Consider the following 20301-nt stretch of genomic DNA (forward strand, 5'->3'; position numbering starts at 1 on the left):
TAATCTACCTCCAATTATTTATTGAATTTTTTTATATCAAAAGACTTTTTCATTAATTCTCTTACTTCACTTAAATTTTTACATATCCCAAGGCTTAATATCTGGGCTGAAATATTTCCTACTGCAGTTGCTTCTGATGGTCCCGCAAAGACTTCTTTTCCAGTAACCTCTGCAACTAATTCATTTAACAGATCATTTTTACAACCTCCACCAAAAATATTTATCCTTTTAAATTTTTTTTCAAATATTTCCTCTAGAGATTCTACTGAAGATTTATAACTGTAAGCCAAACTATTGAAAACACAAAATGCAATTTCACCTATATCCTCTGGAATATCTTGATTTGTCTCAGAACAATAATTCTTTATTTCTTGGATCATATTTTTAGGTTTCAGAAATCTATCATCATCTACATTGATTATTGATTTAAAATTTCTATATTTCCTAGCTATCTCTGCTATTTCTACAAAACTGTATTTATTATCAATATTTCGCCTAACTTCTTGAATAATCCAAAGACCCATTATATTTTTCAAAAATCTATATCTATAATCGATTCCACCTTCATTTGTAAAATTGTAATCCATAGCTTGGGGAACACATATAGGGAAATGGTTTTCAACACCGATGAGTGACCATGTTCCAGAGCTTAAAAATATACTGTCATCATCATTGCATACTGAAGCTATAAAAGCTGATCCTGTATCATGTGATGCTGCCAATATAACTTCTGAATCAAAGCCAAACTCTTCAACAAATTTTTTTCTTAGCCCTCCCAATTTTGTTTTAGGAAGCCTTATTTCAGGAAACATATTTTTATTTATTCCAAAGGTATCCAAAATATTGTAATCCCAAGTTTTATCAAAAGAACTCAAAAGCTGAGTTGTAGAGGCATTAGTATACTCTGCGGTTTTTTTACCTGTAAGTAAAAAATTTAAATAATCAGGAATCATTAAAAAGGTCTTTGCTCTCTTAAGATAATCACTATGTTTTTCCTTTATAGAAAGCAATTGATACAATGTATTAAATCTCTGAAATTGAATTCCAGTATATAAATAGAGCATATCTTTCGGTATTTTTTCAAAAGCTTTTTCCATAAAGCCTTCAGTCCTGTCGTCCCTGTATGATACTGCATTTCCTATTAAGTTATCCTTTTCATCCAACAGCACAAAATCAACACCCCAAGTATCTATTCCTATAGTCTTTGGAATTTTACCAATAGTCCTGCACTTTTTTATTCCATTTTTAACTTCACTGAATAATCTCTCAACGTCCCAGCAATATTCACCATTTATTTTTTTTATTCCGTTTTCAAACCTATATATTTCTTCAATTTTCAATTTTCCATTTTCTATATGAGATAAAATGTGTCTTCCACTGGAGGCACCAATATCTATACCCAAATAATATTCCATAACTTATAACTCCTTATTGAAAATACATAATAAATTTCATTCTCTGAATTCAATTATATCTTCAATTAATCGTTATCACAGTATCATAAAAAGGTTTACTCATTATCAAAATCCGTTCAATATTTTTCGTTATATCTACATAAACTGATATTTCAGACAATACTCATGTTGCAGAAAAATCTATCTGTTTCAAAAGTAAAAGCTACATCTATAAATTCACAAGTATTCTCTAATTATTTCTAAAAAAAATAGTTGAGAAAGATAAAACCTACTCCTTAGAACCTGTCAGTTACTACTGTCATAGCAAGCCAAGTATGAACATGATAATTAAGATGCATTGATCTATACGATTAATGCATTTTTTATTATTAAAAAGATAAGCAAACTTAATATAGAGCAGCACGTAACTTTTATGTGAATCTAATAAAGCATAAAAAAAATTACACCACCGTGGGTGTATTTACTTTTTATGCTTTTCTTTATATATAAATAAAAATGAGGAGAATAAAAAAATAAACGTAAGTATAGCAATTCAAGTATTAGGAAAGGTGGATGGAGAAAAAACTATTCATATTGTTAGCAAGTATATCATATATGTTAAGCACCTTTGTATCTTTGCCAAGAATGACCTCATTCCAGCATTTTATTAATGCTGTAGCTACATCTCATTTATTTTCCAGCTCTTTTAGCAACACACAGTACCTACACGGGCAGTTTGTTTAATATGACTAATTTTTACACTCTTGTATTTTAATATATTTTTATATACTCTGAAAGTATTGATATATAAGGGCTCTAAAGATTTTCCCATAACTTTCTATATCATATTAAATTTTATTATAATTTCTACCTTGGCGGAAAGTTTCGTTCTTTCCGTCATTTATATTTTAATAGTTTGATTGATTATATAATTGTAATTGTGTAGCTTTTCATCTTGCTTTTCCATTCGCTAATCACTCAATCGACCGTTTAATCGACCGCTCAATCAATTGATTAAGCGGTCGATTATTTTTGATCGATTAACACATATCTAGTAGCTACTCCTTTTCATGGCGTGTATTAACGCATTAGCCAATGCCTCACGAAGCGCCTTATGTACTGATGTATCATCCTCTCTTACAATTCCTTTAAGTTTAAATGGAATATTGATATCTGACGTTAATTTGTTTATAACTTTAAAATAAAAATCGAATATATTTCCACTCCAGGTTCCATCTTGAGACGTTACTCTATCTTCCCATCTAACTTCAGCTGCATTATCACTTTTTTCTCTATAATCAAGAAAATACTCCGGCACTTCTTTAGTTATATCCCATTCATTTCCGAACATCAATAAACCTGCAATTGTTAATGCTTTAATATTTAGGAATTTCAAATTTAAAACAACGCGTTAATTATATTATTTTTTAGCTTAAAGGTGATTTCTATTTTTACTCATAATAAAAAGCACCCAACCATAACGCCGAGCACCTTTTACTATGCCAAAATTCACTTTATTTCTTTAACTCTTCCTACAATTCCACCCTCAAGCATAACTTTGATACCACGAGGATGAACTGCAGAGTTTGTAAGGAGTCTTTGTACTACACCCTCAGTTAACTTTCCTGAACGCTGATCTTGTTTTTGTACTACTAATACTTTTGTTCCTATTTTTATATCTTTTCGTATCGTTCCATCCATAGTATCACTCTTCTTTCTTATTTTCTATATAGCTTAACCACAGTTTCCACATGAGCGGTCTGCGGGAACATGTCTACAGGTTGAATCTCAGTAGCCGTATATCCTAATTCATCTAATATGCTCAAATCCCTAGCCAAAGTTCCTGGATCGCAAGAAACATATACTATCCTTTCAGGAGCCATTTGCGCTATAGCCTCTAAAAGACTCTTTTCACATCCCTTTCTTGGTGGGTCCACTACTACTACATCTGCTTTTATACCTTTTTTTATAAGTTCGGGTATAATCTTTTCAGATTCCCCTACTATAAATTCAGCATTATTAATATTGTTTTGCTTTGCATTTATCTTGGCATTTTCTATAGCCTGTGGGATTATTTCAATTCCATATACCTTTTTAGACTTTTGAGATAAAAATAATGATATAGTACCTGTACCGCAGTATGCGTCAAACACAGTTTCATTTCCGGTCAATGAAGCATATTCCAATGCCTTGTTATATAAAACTTCTGTCTGTACTGGATTAACTTGAAAGAAGGATAATGGAGATATATTAAATTTAAAATCGCCTATATAATCACTTATATTATCTTTTCCCCACAAAGTTATACATTCTATTCCTAAAATCACATTAGTTTTTTTACTATTTACATTTTGTATAATACTAACAATGTTCTCCTTGCTTTCTAGCAGCATTTCTACAAGCTCTTCTTTATGAGGCAACTCATTACTTCTAGTAACAACAACAACCATAACCTCATTTGTTTTAAATGCCTTCCTAACCATTATGTGTCTTATACTTCCAGTATGTAATTGTTCATTATAAGATTTTATATTATATTTTTTCATCCAACTTTTTATCAATTTTAATACCTTGTCTGCTGCTTCATGCTGTATATTACAGGTGTCCATATTTATTATTTCATGAGTTCTCTGAGCATAAAATCCTATATTGACTTCTCCATTTTTTTCTCCTACAGGCAGCTGAACTTTGTTTCTATATCTATAAGGATCATTCATGCCAATAGTATCATGTAAATTTACTTCTGATATTTTTAGCTTTCCTATTCTTTCTATACAATCTTTAACTCTCTGCTTTTTAAAATCTAACTGTGCCTGATAAGAGTAATGTTGAAGCTGACATCCTCCGCACCTTTTGTATATACTGCAAACTGGCTCAGTTCTGTGTTCAGAAGCTTCTATAACATCTACAAGTTTTGCAAAAGCAAAATTCTTGTTTACTTTAACTATTTTTACTTTAACCTTCTCATTCAATAAAGCGCCAAGCACAAAGACTGTAAAATCGTTTATTTTACCTACTCCTTCGCCTTCATACCCCATTCCTGTTATCTTCATATCATATTCTTCATTTTTATTTATAGAAATGTTTTTATTCATTCTTCCACCTACCATATTAAATCTTCTTTCACTATTCTACAGTTTAGTATTAAATTTGTCTATTAAGTTTTTTATTTTGTTTTTATTAACATTAACTATTAAAATATAATTTAAAGGATATTTTATTTTTATATAAAATTAGCTAAAGTATATTATATTTTTTATTGATAAGCAAAAACTTTATATATTATACAGGAGGTGTATTAGTTTTTGATAAACATTAACTGGGAACCCAAAAAAAATAATTCTAAACCTTTATACAAACAAATTGTAGATTATATAATAAACGAAATATCTACTGGCAATTGGGTTGTGGGTACTAAACTCCCTTCACAAAGGCAGTTGGCTCAAGACTTTAAAGTAAATAGAAGCACTATAGTAGAAGCCTTTGATGAATTAAAAAGTAAAGGTTTCATTGAAGGAAACAGCGGTGGCGGTACTAGAATAGTAAATAGCACCTGGTCCCTGCTTTCATCAAAGTCTAAGTTAAATTGGCAAAATTATATTGAAGGAAGTATACACAAACCTAATCTTCACACAATTCAAATGGTTAATAAGCTGGAATATAAAAAAGATATTATACGATTGGGCACTGGTGAACCCGGACCTCAATTGTTTCCTAAAAATATGATGGATAAAATATTAAATAAATGCTCAAACAAAATTATGTCCTTAGGCTATCTTGAAGGTAAAGGTCTTTTAGAACTAAGAACTATTTTAAGTGAATATCTTAAAATTTATGGGATAAACGTTAAACCCTCTTCCATCCTTATTGTTTCTGGAGCACTTCAAGCCCTACAATTAATAGCTTTATCAATTTTGCCTTTAGGTTCTAAAATTTTAATAGAAAAACCATCTTATTTAAAGTCCCTTCACATATTCCAATCAATGGGTATGAATATGATTGGGACAAAAATGGATAACAGAGGCATTATTCCTGCTGAAATATCAAAAGAAATTAATAATAAAGTCAATACTTTATTATATACAATTCCTACTTTTCACAATCCTACAGGAATTGTAATGACTAAAAATAGACGTATGGAAATATTAGATTTATGCGAAAAACATAGAATTCCTATTATTGAAGATGATGTATATAGAGAATTATGGTTAGATGAAATACCTCCCCTGCCATTAAAATCCTGGGACAAAAACGGAAATGTGCTTTACCTTGGAAGCGTGTCAAAATCCCTTGCACCAGGTTTTAGAATTGGATGGCTTATTGGTCCTGAACCAGTAGTTGAAAGATTAGCTGATATAAAAATGCAAACAGACTATGGCTCTAGTTCCTTATCTCAACTAATATTAGCAGAATGGATAAAAAGTGGACTTTATAGTGAACATCTTAATAATGTAAGGTCTAAATTAAAAATTCAAAGAGATAATGCCTTAAAAACTTTAAATGAAAATTTTGCTGATATAGCTACTTGGAATATTCCTAAAGGAGGTTTCTATATATGGCTAAAATTAAATTCGCCTATATCAATGAATAAGTTATTCTCCCAAGCAGCAAAGGAAAATATACTTATTAATCCAGGAAGTATATACGATTCTCTTAATAATCAAAATTTAAGAATATCTTATTCTTATGCTTCCTTAGAAGAAATGAAAATAGGTTTAGAAAAATTATCACATATAGTTAGAAGTTTTCTCAAAATATAAATAAAAATCTGCTGTATTCTATATATACAGCTTGCTTTTCTTTGGTTGGTAAAACTTTTATCCTTTTGGTTGGAGATATTATCCTTAACTAACACTATAATTTACATTAGAAACCTTAATTCAGGAGGATAATATCTATGATAAAATATTTAATTCAAGGATTTATTTTAGGTCTTAGCTATGTTGCACCAATTGGAATGCAAAACCTATATGTAATAAACTCATCTATATCTATGAGTAAAAAAAGAGCTTATGAAGTGGCCTTTATAACTATATTTTTTGATATAAGTTTATCTCTTTCAAGTTTTTTTGGCATAGGATTACTTATTAATAAGTTTAATTTTCTCAAACTGACAATACTGTTATTAGGAAGTATTATTGTTTTATATATAGGAATGTCGCTTATAAAATCTAAGCCTACCTTATCAACAGAAACTTCAACAAATTTAAATATACCCTTATCAAAAGTAGCATTAGCATGCTTTACTGTGACTTGGCTTAACCCTCAAGCCATATTAGATGGTACTTTATTGTTAGGCAGTTTCAGAGCATCTCTACCATTAAACTCCTATGATTTTTTTATTGGTGGAGTATGTACTGCTTCCCTAGTATGGTTTACTTTTTTAGCTACAATTTTTTCTATTTTTAAAAATATCTTTAACGAAAAAATTCTAAGAAAAATAAACATACTTTGTGGCTGCGTGGTTATATTTTACGGACTTAAATTATTATATTCCTTTATAAAAATTATATATGCTGTATAATTTCTATAAAAAATTAAAAAATCAAAAAGCAAGCGGATAAATCCGCTTACTTTAATGTTCTTTAAAAGTTTCACATTCAGTTTCCCTAGTAGTTCTTGCGTCAGGACCATATACTTGAACATTACTTGCTGTGCATAATTCATTTACGTTATAAATACAGTTTTCAGCTTCACATTTTATTTCTGGACTCATCTCTATAGAATCCGCGCTAAATAATTGTTTAAACTGCCCTACTAAATTCATATTTGTAAAATTAGACATAGCATTTACAAGACCTTTTGGCGAAAAAGTTTCACATCCAGTTTCTCTACTGCTGTGAGATTCATCTCCTGTTATATGTATATTATTAGCAGAACAAAGACCATTTATATTGTTTACACACTTTTCTGCATTGCAGCTTAATTTCCCACTCATAAAATATCCCTCCAAATTATTAATAAATTTATTATACTTTTTGTTAATTGAAGGAATTTTATACCTAAAAAAAGTGCACCTTTTAAAAAAGGTGCTAGAAATAGAATCAGTTGTCTCTTATTTCCCTATCATGTTATTTTAACCATAAACCATCTTATTATACATAATTTTATATAAATTTTCAAGAAAAACTTTCATAAAAATTATTTTATTTTCCAAAAGTTTTCTTTACATCCTTTAACATTCTTGTAATTGGCAAATTATATGGGCATCTAGACTCACACTTTCCACATTCTATACAATCTTTTGCAGTAACCTCTAAAGCCTCATATCTATCTTCTGCCCACTTTTTTAAGTTATATCTTTCTTTATAACCTTGTAATAAAAATATTCCTGGTATGTCTATTCCCTTTGTACATGGTGCACAATATCCACATCGTCTACAAAATTCAGTACCTAACTCATCTGATATTTTCTTAATTTCCAGTTTTTCATCTTCTGTTAATTTGATATCGTTTGAAGCAACTGCAGCATTTTCTTCTACCTCTTCTACTTTTCCCATTCCTGGTATAGCACAGGTTACATTTTCATTCTTTAATATATATTTTAATGCTAATGTTCCATTATTTATAGCTCCACCTGCCATTGGCTTCATAGCTATTATTCCTATATTTAATTCTTTTGCTCTTTTAAAAAGCTTTTCTGCTTGATCCTCTACTATATTATATGGATACATTATTGTTTCAAACTTTCCACTTTCAATGGCAAGTTCTAAAATTTCAAGGCTGTGAGAAGTTATTCCTATATGCTTTATTTTCCCTTCTTGTTTAAATTTTAATAAAGCTTCATAAGCTCCATCTTCACTTAAAACTTTATTATAGTCTTCCATAGTTTTTACATTATGTAATTGATAAAGGTCTATGTAATCAGTTTTTAAATTGCTTAAACTTTTATTTACATCATTGGTCATAGATTGCTTGTCTCTAGACATAGATTTAGTAGCAATAATCCATTTATCTCTTCTTCCCAATAATGCTTCACCTATGTACTCTTCAGATACAGAATAACCTCTAGCTGTATCTATAAAGTTTATTCCTTTTTCTTCTGCAGCTATTATAACATCCTTGGCACTTTCGTTATCAATTCTTTGTATAGGAATTCCTCCAAAACCTATTACTGAAACCTTTAATCCTGAACTAACTAAATTTCTATAATTCATATGCTTCACTCCTTATCAATTTAATAATTTACTTAATGGGCATTTTACTATTACATATACAAAATGTCAATAAAAGTGATATTGAATTTAAAATAAAAGACTGCCATAAAAGACAGTCTTTGGATTTACATTATATTAGTTCTTCCATTATAAACAATTCCTCTTACAACATCCATTGTAATAAAGGCTCCTGTTTTTAATACTTCGGTTGCACCACCTGCATTGCATATAATAGGTATCTCACTTGATATACATTCTATAGCTAGATGTGAAGTTAATCCACCTTCTTCTCCTATTACGCCAGCAACTCTATCAAGTACAGATATATATTCTCTATCTAAACTCTTTACAACAAGGATATCTCCTTTTTCAACAATTTCATTTGCTTCTTTAGCTGATTTAACTATTTTTACATTACCATAACCTGGTTTAGTACCTGCACCTCTACCTTGAACTAGTATATCTCCAACTATATGAACCTTAAGCATATTTGTAGTTCCTGAATAACTTACAGGTATACCTGCTGCTATAACAACTAAGTCTCCCTTTTTAACATATCCAGTCTTTAGAGACATTTCTACAGATTTCTCTATTAATTCATCTGTAGAATTCATTTTTTGTGCACATATTGGGAATACTCCCCAATTTAAAGCCAATCCTCTAGCAACTTTATCACTTGGAGTTACAGCTATGACAGGACTTGCTGTTCTATATTTAGAAACCATTCTTGCTGTATATCCGCTTTGTGTAGCTGTTATTATAGCTGATGCATTCAATTCTGCTGCAGTTGTACATGTAGCTAAGCTGATAGCATTTGCCACAGTATAAATATGAGAATCTTTCATTTTATTTAATGTTTCTTTATATTTTATTGTGGACTCAGCTTCTCTAGCTATTCTACCCATTGTTTGAGCTGCTTCTACAGGCCACTTTCCATTTGCTGACTCTCCACTTAACATTACAGAATCAGTACCATCTAATATAGCATTAGCTACATCTGAAGCTTCTGCTCTAGTTGGTCTAGGATTTCTTTCCATTGAATCTAACATTTGTGTAGCTGTTACAACAAACTTACCAGCTTTATTACACTTTTCAATTATCATTTTTTGAGTTGATGGAACTCTTTCTATTGGAATTTCTGATCCCATATCTCCTCTGGCAACCATTATTCCATCTGAAAACTTGATTATCTCATCGATGTTATCAACACCTTCTTGATTTTCTATCTTAGAGATTATTTGTATATCATGTCCACCAAATTGTTCCAACAATTTTCTTACAGCTAAAACATCTGCTGCTTTTCTTATGAAAGATGCTGCTACATAATCAACACCTATTTCACAACCAAATTTTAAATCCTCAACATCCTTTTCTGTAAAAGCAGGAAGGTTAGTTTTTACATTTGGTACATTGGCATTTTTTTTAGTAGTTATCATTCCACTATTTCTTATAATACAATGTATATCAGTTCCTTTAACTTCTTGAACTTCCATACCAATTAAACCATCAGCCATTAATATCATGTCTCCTGGTTTAACATCTTTATATAGTTCACGATAGCTTAAATTACATCTTGTAGCATCTCCATCTACATCTTCACCACAAACTATTGTATAATTTGTACCTTCAACTAATTCTACTTTTTCTGGAAAATATCCTGTTCTTATTTCAGGTCCTTTAGTATCAAGTATTATTCCTATTTGCTTATTATATTTTTTTCTCAACTTTTTTACTAGTTCTATTCTTTCTCCATGTTCTTGATGATCACCATGAGAAAAATTATGTCTTGAAGCACTCATTCCAGCTTCAATTAACTTTGACAAAACCTCTTCTGTGTCACTTGCTGGTCCAATTGTAAAAATCATTTTAGTCTTTTGCATAGCTTTACTCTCCTTAATATATATTTAGAATTTACTTATATCTTAATATGATAATATTTTTGCAATGTCATAAAGCTTCTCATCAAAATTTCTTGGAATCGCTAATGCTTCATCTATATCCATATCTTCTATCTTGCCATCAATTACTCCAACCACTCTTGAAGACTTTCCTTCTGATAATAATTCAACAGCTTTAAATCCCATTCTAGAAGCCAATACTCTATCTGCACAAGTAGGACTTCCACCTCTTTGAATATGTCCAAGTTTAGTAGCTCTTGCTTCTATGCCTGTAATTTCTTCTACTTTTTCAGCTAACTGATCTGCTCCACCAATACCTTCTGCAAGTATTACTAGATTATGCATTTTTCCTCTTAGCTTACCTTCTAAAATAGTTCTGCATAGTTCATCTTGATTGTAGCCTTTCTCAGGAACAATTATACTCTCAGCTCCACCTGCAAGACCTGCATAAAGGGCTATGTCGCCACAGTTCCTTCCCATAACTTCAACAATACTTACTCTTTCATGAGATGTTGAGGTATCTCTTAATTTATTTATAGCATCTAAAACTGTGTTCACAGCAGTATCAAAGCCTATAGTATAATCTGTGTATGGTAAATCATTGTCTATAGTTCCTGGTAAGCCTACTGTTGCTATTCCTAACTTTGATAACAATTGAGCTCCATGGAAAGATCCATCTCCTCCTATTACTACCAATCCATCTATACCAAAAGTCTTTAATATATTTGCACCTTTTTTTCTTCCTGCTTCTGTTTTAAATTCTTCACAACGTGCAGTCCTTAGCATGGTTCCACCACGTTGTATAATATCAGCTACACTATGTCTATCCATTGGAAAAATTTCACCACTTAGTAATCCACTATAACCTCTTTGTATTCCCATTACTTTTAAGCCCTTATCTAGACCTGCTCTTACTACTGCTCTTATGGCAGCATTCATTCCAGGTGCATCTCCACCACTTGTTAACACAGCTATTGTTTTCATACTTATACCTCCTACGACCGCCGGGACATTTTGTGTCCCACGAACATTATACAATATTTATTCCTTTTTTACATTATAACACATAATCTTGTTAACTTTAGTATCCTATATTAATAATTTTAATCGAAATCCATTAAATATTCAATAATTTCTATAAAATATAATATTTTTTTTTAAAATATATAGAGAGGTATATTTCTCTTCCTCTCTATATATTTTGTTTATTATAAAAAAATATACTTAATAATTTTAAATTACTTTAACATTTTTATCTCCAAACATTTTCCTAAGATTAGATAACAGTTCTATATCATTATTTATCCATAAATCCCTATCCAATCTAAATTTCTTTCTTTCCTTTTTAGTACAAAAATATACAGGTACATTTCCTTTAAAATCTAAAAACAAAGATTTAGTTTCATGAAGCACATTTTTTAAACTACTTTCATCTTCTATTTGTATATATAACTTTTCACCATTTTCCTTTATTACAGGTTCTAGGCTTTCACATAATATTTTAGGCTGTTCCTCTTCTCTTATACTCACTCTTCCCTTTACTATTACTATACTATCTTCATCTACTAAAGTTCTATATTTTTGAAATACTTTTGGGAATATTATAATTTCTATTACTCCATATAAATCTTCTAATTTTATAAAAGCCATCATATCATTATTTCTAGTTACTTTTTTTGTTACTGAATTTATAATACCACCTATAATTACTTTATCTCCATCCTTTAATTTAGACTGCTGCCCAACTGTTCCATCTTCTAAAGATTCATCACCTATTATGTCTGATATTTTAGCACTAGTTTGCAGTGATAAACTTTTTTCATATTCTTCTAAAGGATGTCCTGATAAATAAAGTCCTGTCATTTCTTTTTCCATAGCTAAAATATGCCTTTTTTCAAATTCCTTTATTTCAGGATATTCTATCTTAACTTCTATCTTTTTAAAATCTGTAAAAAGACTCAATTGTCCATCTATATTTTTTTTTCTAGAATTACTTACTCCATCCAATACCTTTTCATAGACTGCAAGTAATTTTGATCTATATACCTTAAAACAATCAAAGGCTCCTGCTTTTATAAGACTTTCTACTACTCTTTTATTTATGCATGAAACATCTATCTTATTGCAGAAATCAACTAAGTTTGAAAATACACCTTTACGTTCTCTTGATTTTACTATACTATCTATTACATTTTCTCCTACATTTTTAATAGCAGAAAGTCCAAATCTTATTTTATCTTCCTTAACTGTAAACTTAGCATAGCTTTCATTTATATTTGGAGTTAAAACTTGAATTCCTATTTCATCCGCAAATCTAGTATAGTATGCAACCTTTTCGTTATCACCCTTTACACTGTTTAACATAGCGGCAATATATTCAGTTGGATAATAATGTATCATGTAAGCTGTTTGAAATGCCACTACTGCATAAGACGCAGCATGACTTTTATTAAATGCATAACTTGCAAAATCCATCATGGAATCAAATATCTTATCAGCAGCATCTTCGGATATTCCATTCTTTATGCATCCTGGAACTTTTTCTACTCCTTCTTCATCTACTATACCATATATGAAATTATGTCTTTCCTCTTCCATTACATGATGTTTCTTTTTAGACATAGCACGTCTTACTAAGTCACTTCTACCCATAGAGTATCCCGCAAGCTTTCTAACTATCTCCATAACCTGCTCCTGATATACCATACATCCATAGGTTACGCCCAATATGGATTCTAATTCAGGTGTTAAATATTCAATACCTTCAGGATTATTTTTATTGCTAATATATTTAGGTATTTCTGCCATAGGCCCTGGTCTATAAAGACTGATTCCTGCTATGATATCCTCCAAAGAATCCGGTCTTAATTCTTTCATGAAAGATGTCATTCCTGCAGATTCTAACTGAAATATGCCTACAGTTTTACCTTCTCCTATCATCTTATATACATTTTTATCATCATAATCTATTTTATCTAAGTCTATGTTTATCCCTTTATTGTCCTTAACCATGCTCACTGCATCTCTAAGCACTGTTAGAGTTCTTAATCCTAAAAAGTCCATCTTTAAGAGTCCCAACTCTTCTAATGTTCCCATGGTAAATTGAGTTACTATATTGTCTTCGTTTTTTTGCATAGGCACATAGTTAACTAAAGGCTGTGATGCTATAACTACACCTGCTGCATGAGTAGAAGTATGTCTTGGAAGTCCTTCCAAAGCCCTAGCTATATCTATTAACGCTTTTGTTCTCTCTTCATTTTCATAGGCTTCTTCCAATTCAGAATTTAACTCTAATGCTTTATCAATAGTTATGGCTTTACCTGGTGCTGCAGGTATCATCTTTGCTATTCTATCCACTTCAGCATAAGGATAATTCATAGCTCTTCCAACATCTCTTATACATGCTCTAGCAGCCATAGTTCCAAAGGTTATAATTTGAGATACACTATTCTCTCCATATTTTCTTACAACATAGTCTATTACCTCTCCACGTCTTTCATAGCAAAAATCTGAATCTATATCTGGCATAGATACACGTTCAGGATTTAAAAACCTTTCAAACAATAAGCTGTATTTAATAGGATCTATTTTAGTTATTCCCAATGTATATGCAATTATAGATCCTGCTGCAGACCCTCTTCCTGGACCTGTCATTATCCCATTTTCTACAGAAAAATTAATAAAATCCCATACTATTAGGAAATAATCTACATATCCCATCTGCTTTATGATAGAAAGCTCATATTCTAGTCTTTCTACAAGTTTTTTAGCTTCATCATTGCTATCTGCTAATTCATTTACGCTTTCTATGCTAAATGAGACTTCCTTTAACTGTTCAAATTCTTTATATCTTTGTATTAATCCTTTGTAACATAGATCTCTTAAATATTCATAAGGTTCTACATGTTCTGGCAATGGAAATTTAGGAAGCTTAGATTTATGAAATTCATAATCAAAATTACACTGCTCAGCTATTTTTACTGTATTTTCTAAAGCTTCAGGCACCCTAGAAAATATCTTGTACATTTCTTCTGGTGATTTTAAATAAAATTCATCTGATGGATATCTCATTCTATTTTCTTCATTTACAACTTTTCCTGTCTGGATGCACAACAAAACATCATGAGCTTTATAATCTTCTTTTTTTATATAATGTACATCATTTGTAGCAACCAATGGTATATCCAATTCTTTGGACATTTTTATTAGTTCCTCATTAACCTTTTCTTGTTCTTCCATGCCATGATATTGAAGTTCAAGATAAAAACCATCTTTAAATATATCTTTATATAAAAGAGCTATTTCCTTTGCTTTGCTCAAATTGCCTTTTAAAATATAAGATTGAATTTCTCCTCCTAAGCAAGCGCTTAGTGATATCAATCCTTCACTGTGCTTCTTTAAATAATCATGATCCGTTCTAGGCTTATAATAAAATCCTTCTACAGAAGCCTTGGAAACTATTTTCATAAGATTTTTATAGCCTGTTTCATTTTTTACAAGCAGCACAAGATGATAATTTTCATTTTCTTTATCATTCTGCTTTATGTGCATAGACTTTCCTGCAACATATACTTCACAACCTATTATAGGCTTTATGCCTTGTTCTTTAGCCTCTTTATAAAAGTCAACACACCCATACATTACTCCATGATCTGTTATAGCTATACTCTTCATTCCAAGTTCTTTAGCCTTACTTATAAGTTCTGGAATTTTAGCTGAAGAATCTAGCAGAGAATATCCTGTATGCTGATGCAAGCTTACCCAATCATATGTCTTCTCTTCCACTACCCTCACCTTCTTTCTTTTTATCATCTTAATTATCGTCAACTAATAAGTAATTTATATCATTGTGCACAAAAAATAGTAGCTGCCCCATACTGCGGCAGTCACTATCATAATAGGTCTATTTTTGCTTAATATAATTAGTTTCTTACTCTTCAAAATCTATAGCTGCTGATGATTCTAACATTGGCTTTAACTTTGCCAATACTTGATTTACATGGAATGAACACACTTGATATTCATCCATTTCTTCATGAGAATTAAACTTTGTAATAATTGCAACATCAAATGATCTAGCTGAATGTACTACATCTTTCCCAACAGTTAATTCTTTTAACTGAGGTATTTGTCCTTCCATGGCTCTTAAAATATTTGCAGCCTTTTCTACATTCTCTGGGCTTTTGTCCTTTAATTTAAAAAATACTATGTGCGTAAACATTAATACATTCCCCCTCGTTTATTTAGTGATTATTTTTTTATTTATCTTCTTAATATCTTTGCAGATAAAAATGTTTTAGCTATAAGTTCTCTTTTATTATCAAACATATCTATTTGTACCTTACAAAAATTTCTTCCTGTATCTATTATATCCGTATATATATGTATTTTGCTGTCCATTTGCACAGGTTTCATAAAATAAGTATTTATGCTATCAACTAAAACATTAACATTATTTTTTTGTCTTAGTGTCATAATACCCATAGTTGATACTAACATATTTAATGAACTCCAAGAAGCAGTTCCTATAGGATCTAACATTTCAGGAGTTATTTTCCCTGAAAAATATGCTTTGTCACTGTCAAATTTAAACTCAAAATTCTTAAGTACTAAATCTTCCAATGTTTCTGCCGCCTGTGGCTGTCTATCCATAAATTGAAGAGCCTTAATAACATCCCTTCTTGTTATTACACCAATTAAAGTTTTTCCTTTGACTACTGGAAACATTTCTATGCCTTCCCAAGCCATTATATGTGCCGCATATGCTACTGTAGTCTTTGGAGTAACTGTTATAGGTTCCCTATGCATTATTTTACCTACAAGCTCGCAATCATCATTATTAGACAACTCCTTAAGCGTAACTACACCTGTAAGTTTTCCTTCTTCATCCACTACAGGATATCTTTGATGTTTAGTTTCCATCATAATTTTTTTCCATTCTCCTACAGTGTTACTACACTTAAGAAAGTATGGACTAGTTTCCATAATGTCTTCAACTAAAACTATATCCTTTTTTATAAGATTTTCAGATATAGCCTTGTTAATCATACTAGCAACAGTAAATGTATCATAAGTAGTAGATATTATAGGAAGACACCTTTCATTAGCTAATTTTTTAATTTCATCACTACATGTAAATCCTCCTGTTATAAGGACTCCACATTGATTCATTAAAGCTAATTTTTGAGCTTCTTCTCTATTTCCAACTATAAGAAGACAATCTGCTATTAAATATTTTTCCATAGCATCAATAGTCATGGCACCTATAACAAACCTATGAAGAGTCTTATATACACCGTCTTTTCCTCCAAGCAGCGTTCCATCAACGATATTTATTACTTCACCATATGTTAACATTTCAATATTTTTTTTTCTCTACTTTTTCTATCCTTACAGTTCCAACTCTAGGTATAGTAGTAACTATACCTAGAGCATCAGAATCTTTTATTGCTCTATATGCAGTTCCATCACTAACACCTAAATCATTAGCTATACTTCTAACAGAAATTTTTGTTCCAACTTCAAGTGAAAGTATATACTTTATTATATCTTCATGCTTTGACACGGTCCCAGCCTACCTTCCTTCTCTTCTAACTTCCTCTGCTATTTTTTCTATTCTTCTAAGTCTATGGTTAACTCCTGATTTTCCTACTGGTGGATTTAACATTTCTCCTAATTCTTTTAAAGATTCATCAGGGTAATTTAATCTAAGTTCTGCAATTTCCCGTAAATTTTTAGGAAGCCTAGTAAGACCAATCTCTTTTTGAATAATCTTTATACTTTCAACCTGCCTTACAGCCGCATTAACTGTTTTACTCAAATTAGCGGTTTCACAATTTACTAGCCTGTTTACATTATTCCTCATTTCCTTCATTATTCTTACATTCTCTAACTCCAGAAGGGAGGAATGAGCACTTATTATATTTAGTAAATCTACTATTTGTTCCCCTTCTTTAATGTAAACTATAAAACTGCTTTTTCTCTGTATTACTTTTGAATTTAATCCATATTGATTTATAAGGGAACTTAAATCATCAGCATATTCATTATCGTGAGTAACAAATTCCAAATGATATGTTTTTTCAGGATTACTCACGCTTCCTCCTCCTAGAAAAGCTCCCCTTATATATGCTCTTTTGCAATTTTCATCTTCTAATATATCTTCAGGTATACTATAATCTAATGCAAATATATTTTCTCTTTCTTTTAGTAATCCTACTTCTTTTAAAAGGTCTTTTACACCCATTTCTTCTGTAATTAAAATCATATACACATTATTTTTTTTAAGCGAATTACTTTTCTTAACCATTATTTTTGTATGAATACCAAAATGATCTTTTAATAGTTTAAATACAAACCTTGCAATAGCAGGATTCTCTGTAGTAACTTTGAAACTAAATTGTTTATTTCCACCAAGTAAGAGCGTACCACTAACCTTCATTATTGCAGATAATTCAGCTATTGCTTGTGATTTACTCATTTCTACATATCTACAAACTTCATTTTTTACTTTCAATGAAAATGACATTTTTATTCTCCTATTTATTCTTATTTTGCTTTAATCTTTCTGATAAATAGAAATACTCAATAATTTTTCTTCTATCATATAGAAGTTTTTTCTCCATAATAGTTTCTATCAATATTGAAGCAAGTTTTTCAGAGTTGTGTCTTATAAGTCCATTTTTAATCCTTATAAAATCACCCTCTATAACATTTACATTAAGTCTTTTTAATTCCTCAATGTTATCTATTTTAACTAGATGTGAAGTTTCTTCTTTGTACTTATCTTCCAATTCATCGTCTATCCTGCCTATATTTATAACAACATAATCTACTATTTCCCCGCCTGCATGCTTAAATATAGCTTTTATATGATCTTCAACACCAAAGCCATCTGTTTCTCCTCGCTGCGTCATTATATTTGATACATACAACTTTATAGCATTAGTTTTTTTAACAGCTTCAGCTATATCTTTAACTAGAAGATTGGGAATAACACTAGTATAAAGACTTCCTGGCCCAAGTATTATTGCATCCGCTTCCATTATAGCATCTATAGCTTCTTTAAGTGGTTTTGCATTTTTAGGTTCTATAAATATTTTATCAATAGATGTATTTTGCTTTATAGCTTCATTAGGAATATTAGACTCACCTGCTACAATAGTCCCATTTTTCAATTTTGCTTTTAATATTACGTTATCTAAAGTAACTGGCATAACCTTTCCCGTTACAGCAAGAACAGAGCTCATCTTATGAACAGCTTCTTCAAAATTGCTGGATATCCCATCCATAGCTGCTAAAAATAAGTTACCAAAGCTCTGATTTTTTAATCTTCCATCTTTGAATCTATACTGAAGCAAATCTTCCATTAATGGCTCAGTATCTGCCAATGCAAGAATACAGTTTCTTATGTCACCTGGAGGAAGCATTCCAAGATCTTCTCTTAAATCTCCAGATCCTCCTCCATCATCTGCTACTGTAACTATAGCCGTTATGTTAGAAGTATAATATTTTAAACCCCTAAGCATAGTAGATAAACCTGTTCCTCCACCTATAACTACAATTTTAGGTCCTTTTACTAATAATCTTTTTTCATATATAAGATTTTCAAGTTTTCTAGAATCTATGGATACATTCAAATACCCCTTATTTATTAATGCAATTACTGAGCGCATTCCCTGCATTATAGATACATATAAAACAAATACACCTGATGCAATTAAAAATAAATAAAAGGATATATAATACATACTGTAAAGTCTTCTATTTACAAATTCCAGTACGCCAAATACAATAAATAATATTCCCATACTTCCAAGCATAACCCATCTTTTAACCTTTATGCCTGGCCTAAGCCAATCTACTATTTTCATAGCTTTTTACCACCTTTGTTAACATCTTCTTCTATATCTCTATGATCTATGTTAACTTTGTGTCCATCCTTTTTTAATTTTTCATAAATAGAATTAGCGATAGTCACAGATCTATGTCGTCCACCCGTACATCCAATAGATACTATTAGTTGTCTTTTACCTTCTTTTAAATAATTTGGAATTAAGAACTCAAGCATATCTTCTAATTTATCTATGAAATTTCGAGTTTCTTTAAAATTCATAACATAATCACTAACCGGCTTATCATTACCAGAGTATTTCTTTAACTCTGGTATATAATATGGGTTTGGCAGAAATCTTACATCAAATACCAAATCAGAATCTACAGGTATACCATATTTAAAGCCAAATGAAAGCACTGTTATCATAAGCTGAGTTTCCAATTGACCTTCTTCCGCATATATCTCTGTAATTTTTTCTCTAAGTTCTCTTGTAGCGAGATTTGAAGTATCTATAATGTTATCAGCTCTATCCTTTACTTCTCTTAATCTGTTTCTTTCCATTGATATTCCATTTAATATTCTTCCATCAGGAGCTAAAGGATGTTTTCTTCTTGATTCTTTAAACCTTTTTATGAGTACTTCATCGGAAGCATCTAAAAATAAAATCTCATATTTATATCCTTGCTCTTTTAGACATTTTAAACTTTGAAATAAATCATCAAAAAACTTTCCGCCTCTTATATCTATAACTAAAGCTATTCTATCTATTTTACCATCAGTCTGGTAGCAAGCTTCTGCAAATTTAGGTATCAATGTAGGTGGAAGATTATCTACACAAAAATATCCTAAGTCTTCTAAATTCCTTATAGCTTGAGTTTTACCTGCACCTGACAGTCCTGTTACTATAACAAATCTCATAGCTAAACCTCCAATAAGTAGTAAATTATATAAGTTAAATTTAACCATTACATAAGTGAATTTTTTCTTTATAATTATAACACAACAATTTTAAAGAA

15 protein-coding genes and 1 pseudogene are annotated in these 20301 nt (G+C 30.6%); 2 read left to right on the forward strand and 14 right to left on the reverse strand.

Translation table 11 applies throughout. The features are described 5' to 3' along the window. Nucleotides 1-14: 14 nt before the first annotated feature. The 4 genes from rhaB to rlmD all read right to left on the reverse strand — a co-directional run bounded on the left by rhaB (nucleotide 15) and on the right by rlmD (nucleotide 4489). Nucleotides 15-1415: a rhamnulokinase gene (gene rhaB, locus Ccar_RS19155; protein ID WP_007059274.1), complete on the reverse strand. Its 1401-nt coding sequence runs from the start codon at nucleotides 1413-1415 to the stop codon at nucleotides 15-17. Between the two features lie 1030 nt (nucleotides 1416-2445). Further along, complete coding sequence (locus Ccar_RS19160) at nucleotides 2446-2745, reverse strand: hypothetical protein (RefSeq protein WP_007059273.1); 300 nt, start codon at nucleotides 2743-2745, stop codon at nucleotides 2446-2448. A 158-nt stretch (nucleotides 2746-2903) separates the two neighbouring features. Then, nucleotides 2904-3095, reverse strand: coding sequence for a YwbE family protein (locus Ccar_RS19165; RefSeq protein ID WP_007059272.1), 192 nt, complete (start codon nucleotides 3093-3095; stop codon nucleotides 2904-2906). 17 nt (nucleotides 3096-3112) lie between these two features. Continuing rightward, nucleotides 3113-4489, reverse strand: a complete 1377-nt coding sequence (gene rlmD / locus Ccar_RS19170; protein ID WP_007059271.1) for a 23S rRNA (uracil(1939)-C(5))-methyltransferase RlmD — start codon at nucleotides 4487-4489, stop codon at nucleotides 3113-3115. 210 nt (nucleotides 4490-4699) lie between these two features. Here rlmD and pdxR point away from each other — a divergent pair, with 210 nt between their 5' ends. Together pdxR and Ccar_RS19180 are read left to right on the forward strand one after the other, a co-directional pair. Beyond that, a complete protein-coding gene (gene pdxR / locus Ccar_RS19175; protein WP_007059270.1) occupies nucleotides 4700-6154 on the forward strand; it encodes a MocR-like pyridoxine biosynthesis transcription factor PdxR in 1455 nt (484 codons plus the stop codon). 137 nt (nucleotides 6155-6291) lie between these two features. Beyond that, nucleotides 6292-6918, forward strand: a complete 627-nt coding sequence (locus Ccar_RS19180; RefSeq protein ID WP_007059269.1) for a LysE/ArgO family amino acid transporter — start codon at nucleotides 6292-6294, stop codon at nucleotides 6916-6918. Nucleotides 6919-6969: 51 nt separating this feature from the next. Here the strand turns inward: Ccar_RS19180 and Ccar_RS19185 are convergent, their stop codons facing one another. From Ccar_RS19185 to rapZ, 10 genes and pseudogenes are all read right to left on the reverse strand, one after another. Beyond that, the gene (locus tag Ccar_RS19185; RefSeq protein WP_007059268.1) at nucleotides 6970-7332 is read right to left on the reverse strand and encodes a DUF1540 domain-containing protein; all 363 of its coding nucleotides are present in this window, start codon (nucleotides 7330-7332) and stop codon (nucleotides 6970-6972) included. Nucleotides 7333-7540: 208 nt separating this feature from the next. Then, complete coding sequence (locus Ccar_RS19190) at nucleotides 7541-8551, reverse strand: aldo/keto reductase (RefSeq protein WP_007059267.1); 1011 nt, start codon at nucleotides 8549-8551, stop codon at nucleotides 7541-7543. 125 nt (nucleotides 8552-8676) lie between these two features. Then, nucleotides 8677-10431, reverse strand: a complete 1755-nt coding sequence (gene pyk / locus Ccar_RS19195; protein WP_007059266.1) for a pyruvate kinase — start codon at nucleotides 10429-10431, stop codon at nucleotides 8677-8679. 42 nt (nucleotides 10432-10473) lie between these two features. Further along, entirely contained in the window at nucleotides 10474-11433 is a 960-nt protein-coding gene (gene pfkA / locus Ccar_RS19200; protein WP_007059265.1) for a 6-phosphofructokinase, read from the reverse strand. Nucleotides 11434-11682: 249 nt separating this feature from the next. Next, nucleotides 11683-15261 (reverse strand): DNA polymerase III subunit alpha, encoded by a 3579-nt coding sequence (locus Ccar_RS19205; RefSeq protein ID WP_034825513.1) that lies wholly within the window; start codon nucleotides 15259-15261, stop codon nucleotides 11683-11685. A 118-nt stretch (nucleotides 15262-15379) separates the two neighbouring features. Then, nucleotides 15380-15670, reverse strand: a complete 291-nt coding sequence (locus tag Ccar_RS19210) for a Dabb family protein (protein ID WP_007059262.1) — start codon at nucleotides 15668-15670, stop codon at nucleotides 15380-15382. Nucleotides 15671-15711: 41 nt separating this feature from the next. Then, nucleotides 15712-17014, reverse strand: a pseudogene (locus tag Ccar_RS19215) (DRTGG domain-containing protein). A 9-nt stretch (nucleotides 17015-17023) separates the two neighbouring features. Next, nucleotides 17024-17977, reverse strand: coding sequence for a DNA-binding protein WhiA (gene whiA / locus Ccar_RS19220; protein WP_007059260.1), 954 nt, complete (start codon nucleotides 17975-17977; stop codon nucleotides 17024-17026). Between the two features lie 10 nt (nucleotides 17978-17987). Continuing rightward, on the reverse strand, nucleotides 17988-19322 hold the full coding sequence (locus tag Ccar_RS19225) for a gluconeogenesis factor YvcK family protein (RefSeq protein ID WP_007059259.1): 1335 nt from the start codon (nucleotides 19320-19322) through the stop codon (nucleotides 17988-17990). Continuing rightward, nucleotides 19319-20203, reverse strand: a complete 885-nt coding sequence (gene rapZ, locus Ccar_RS19230) for an RNase adapter RapZ (RefSeq protein WP_007059258.1) — start codon at nucleotides 20201-20203, stop codon at nucleotides 19319-19321. The genes Ccar_RS19225 and rapZ overlap by 4 nt, the downstream gene beginning before the upstream one ends. Nucleotides 20204-20301: the final 98 nt, after the last annotated feature.

The organism is Clostridium carboxidivorans P7 (genome assembly GCF_001038625.1).
GTDB classification, from domain to species: domain Bacteria; phylum Bacillota; class Clostridia; order Clostridiales; family Clostridiaceae; genus Clostridium_AM; species Clostridium_AM carboxidivorans.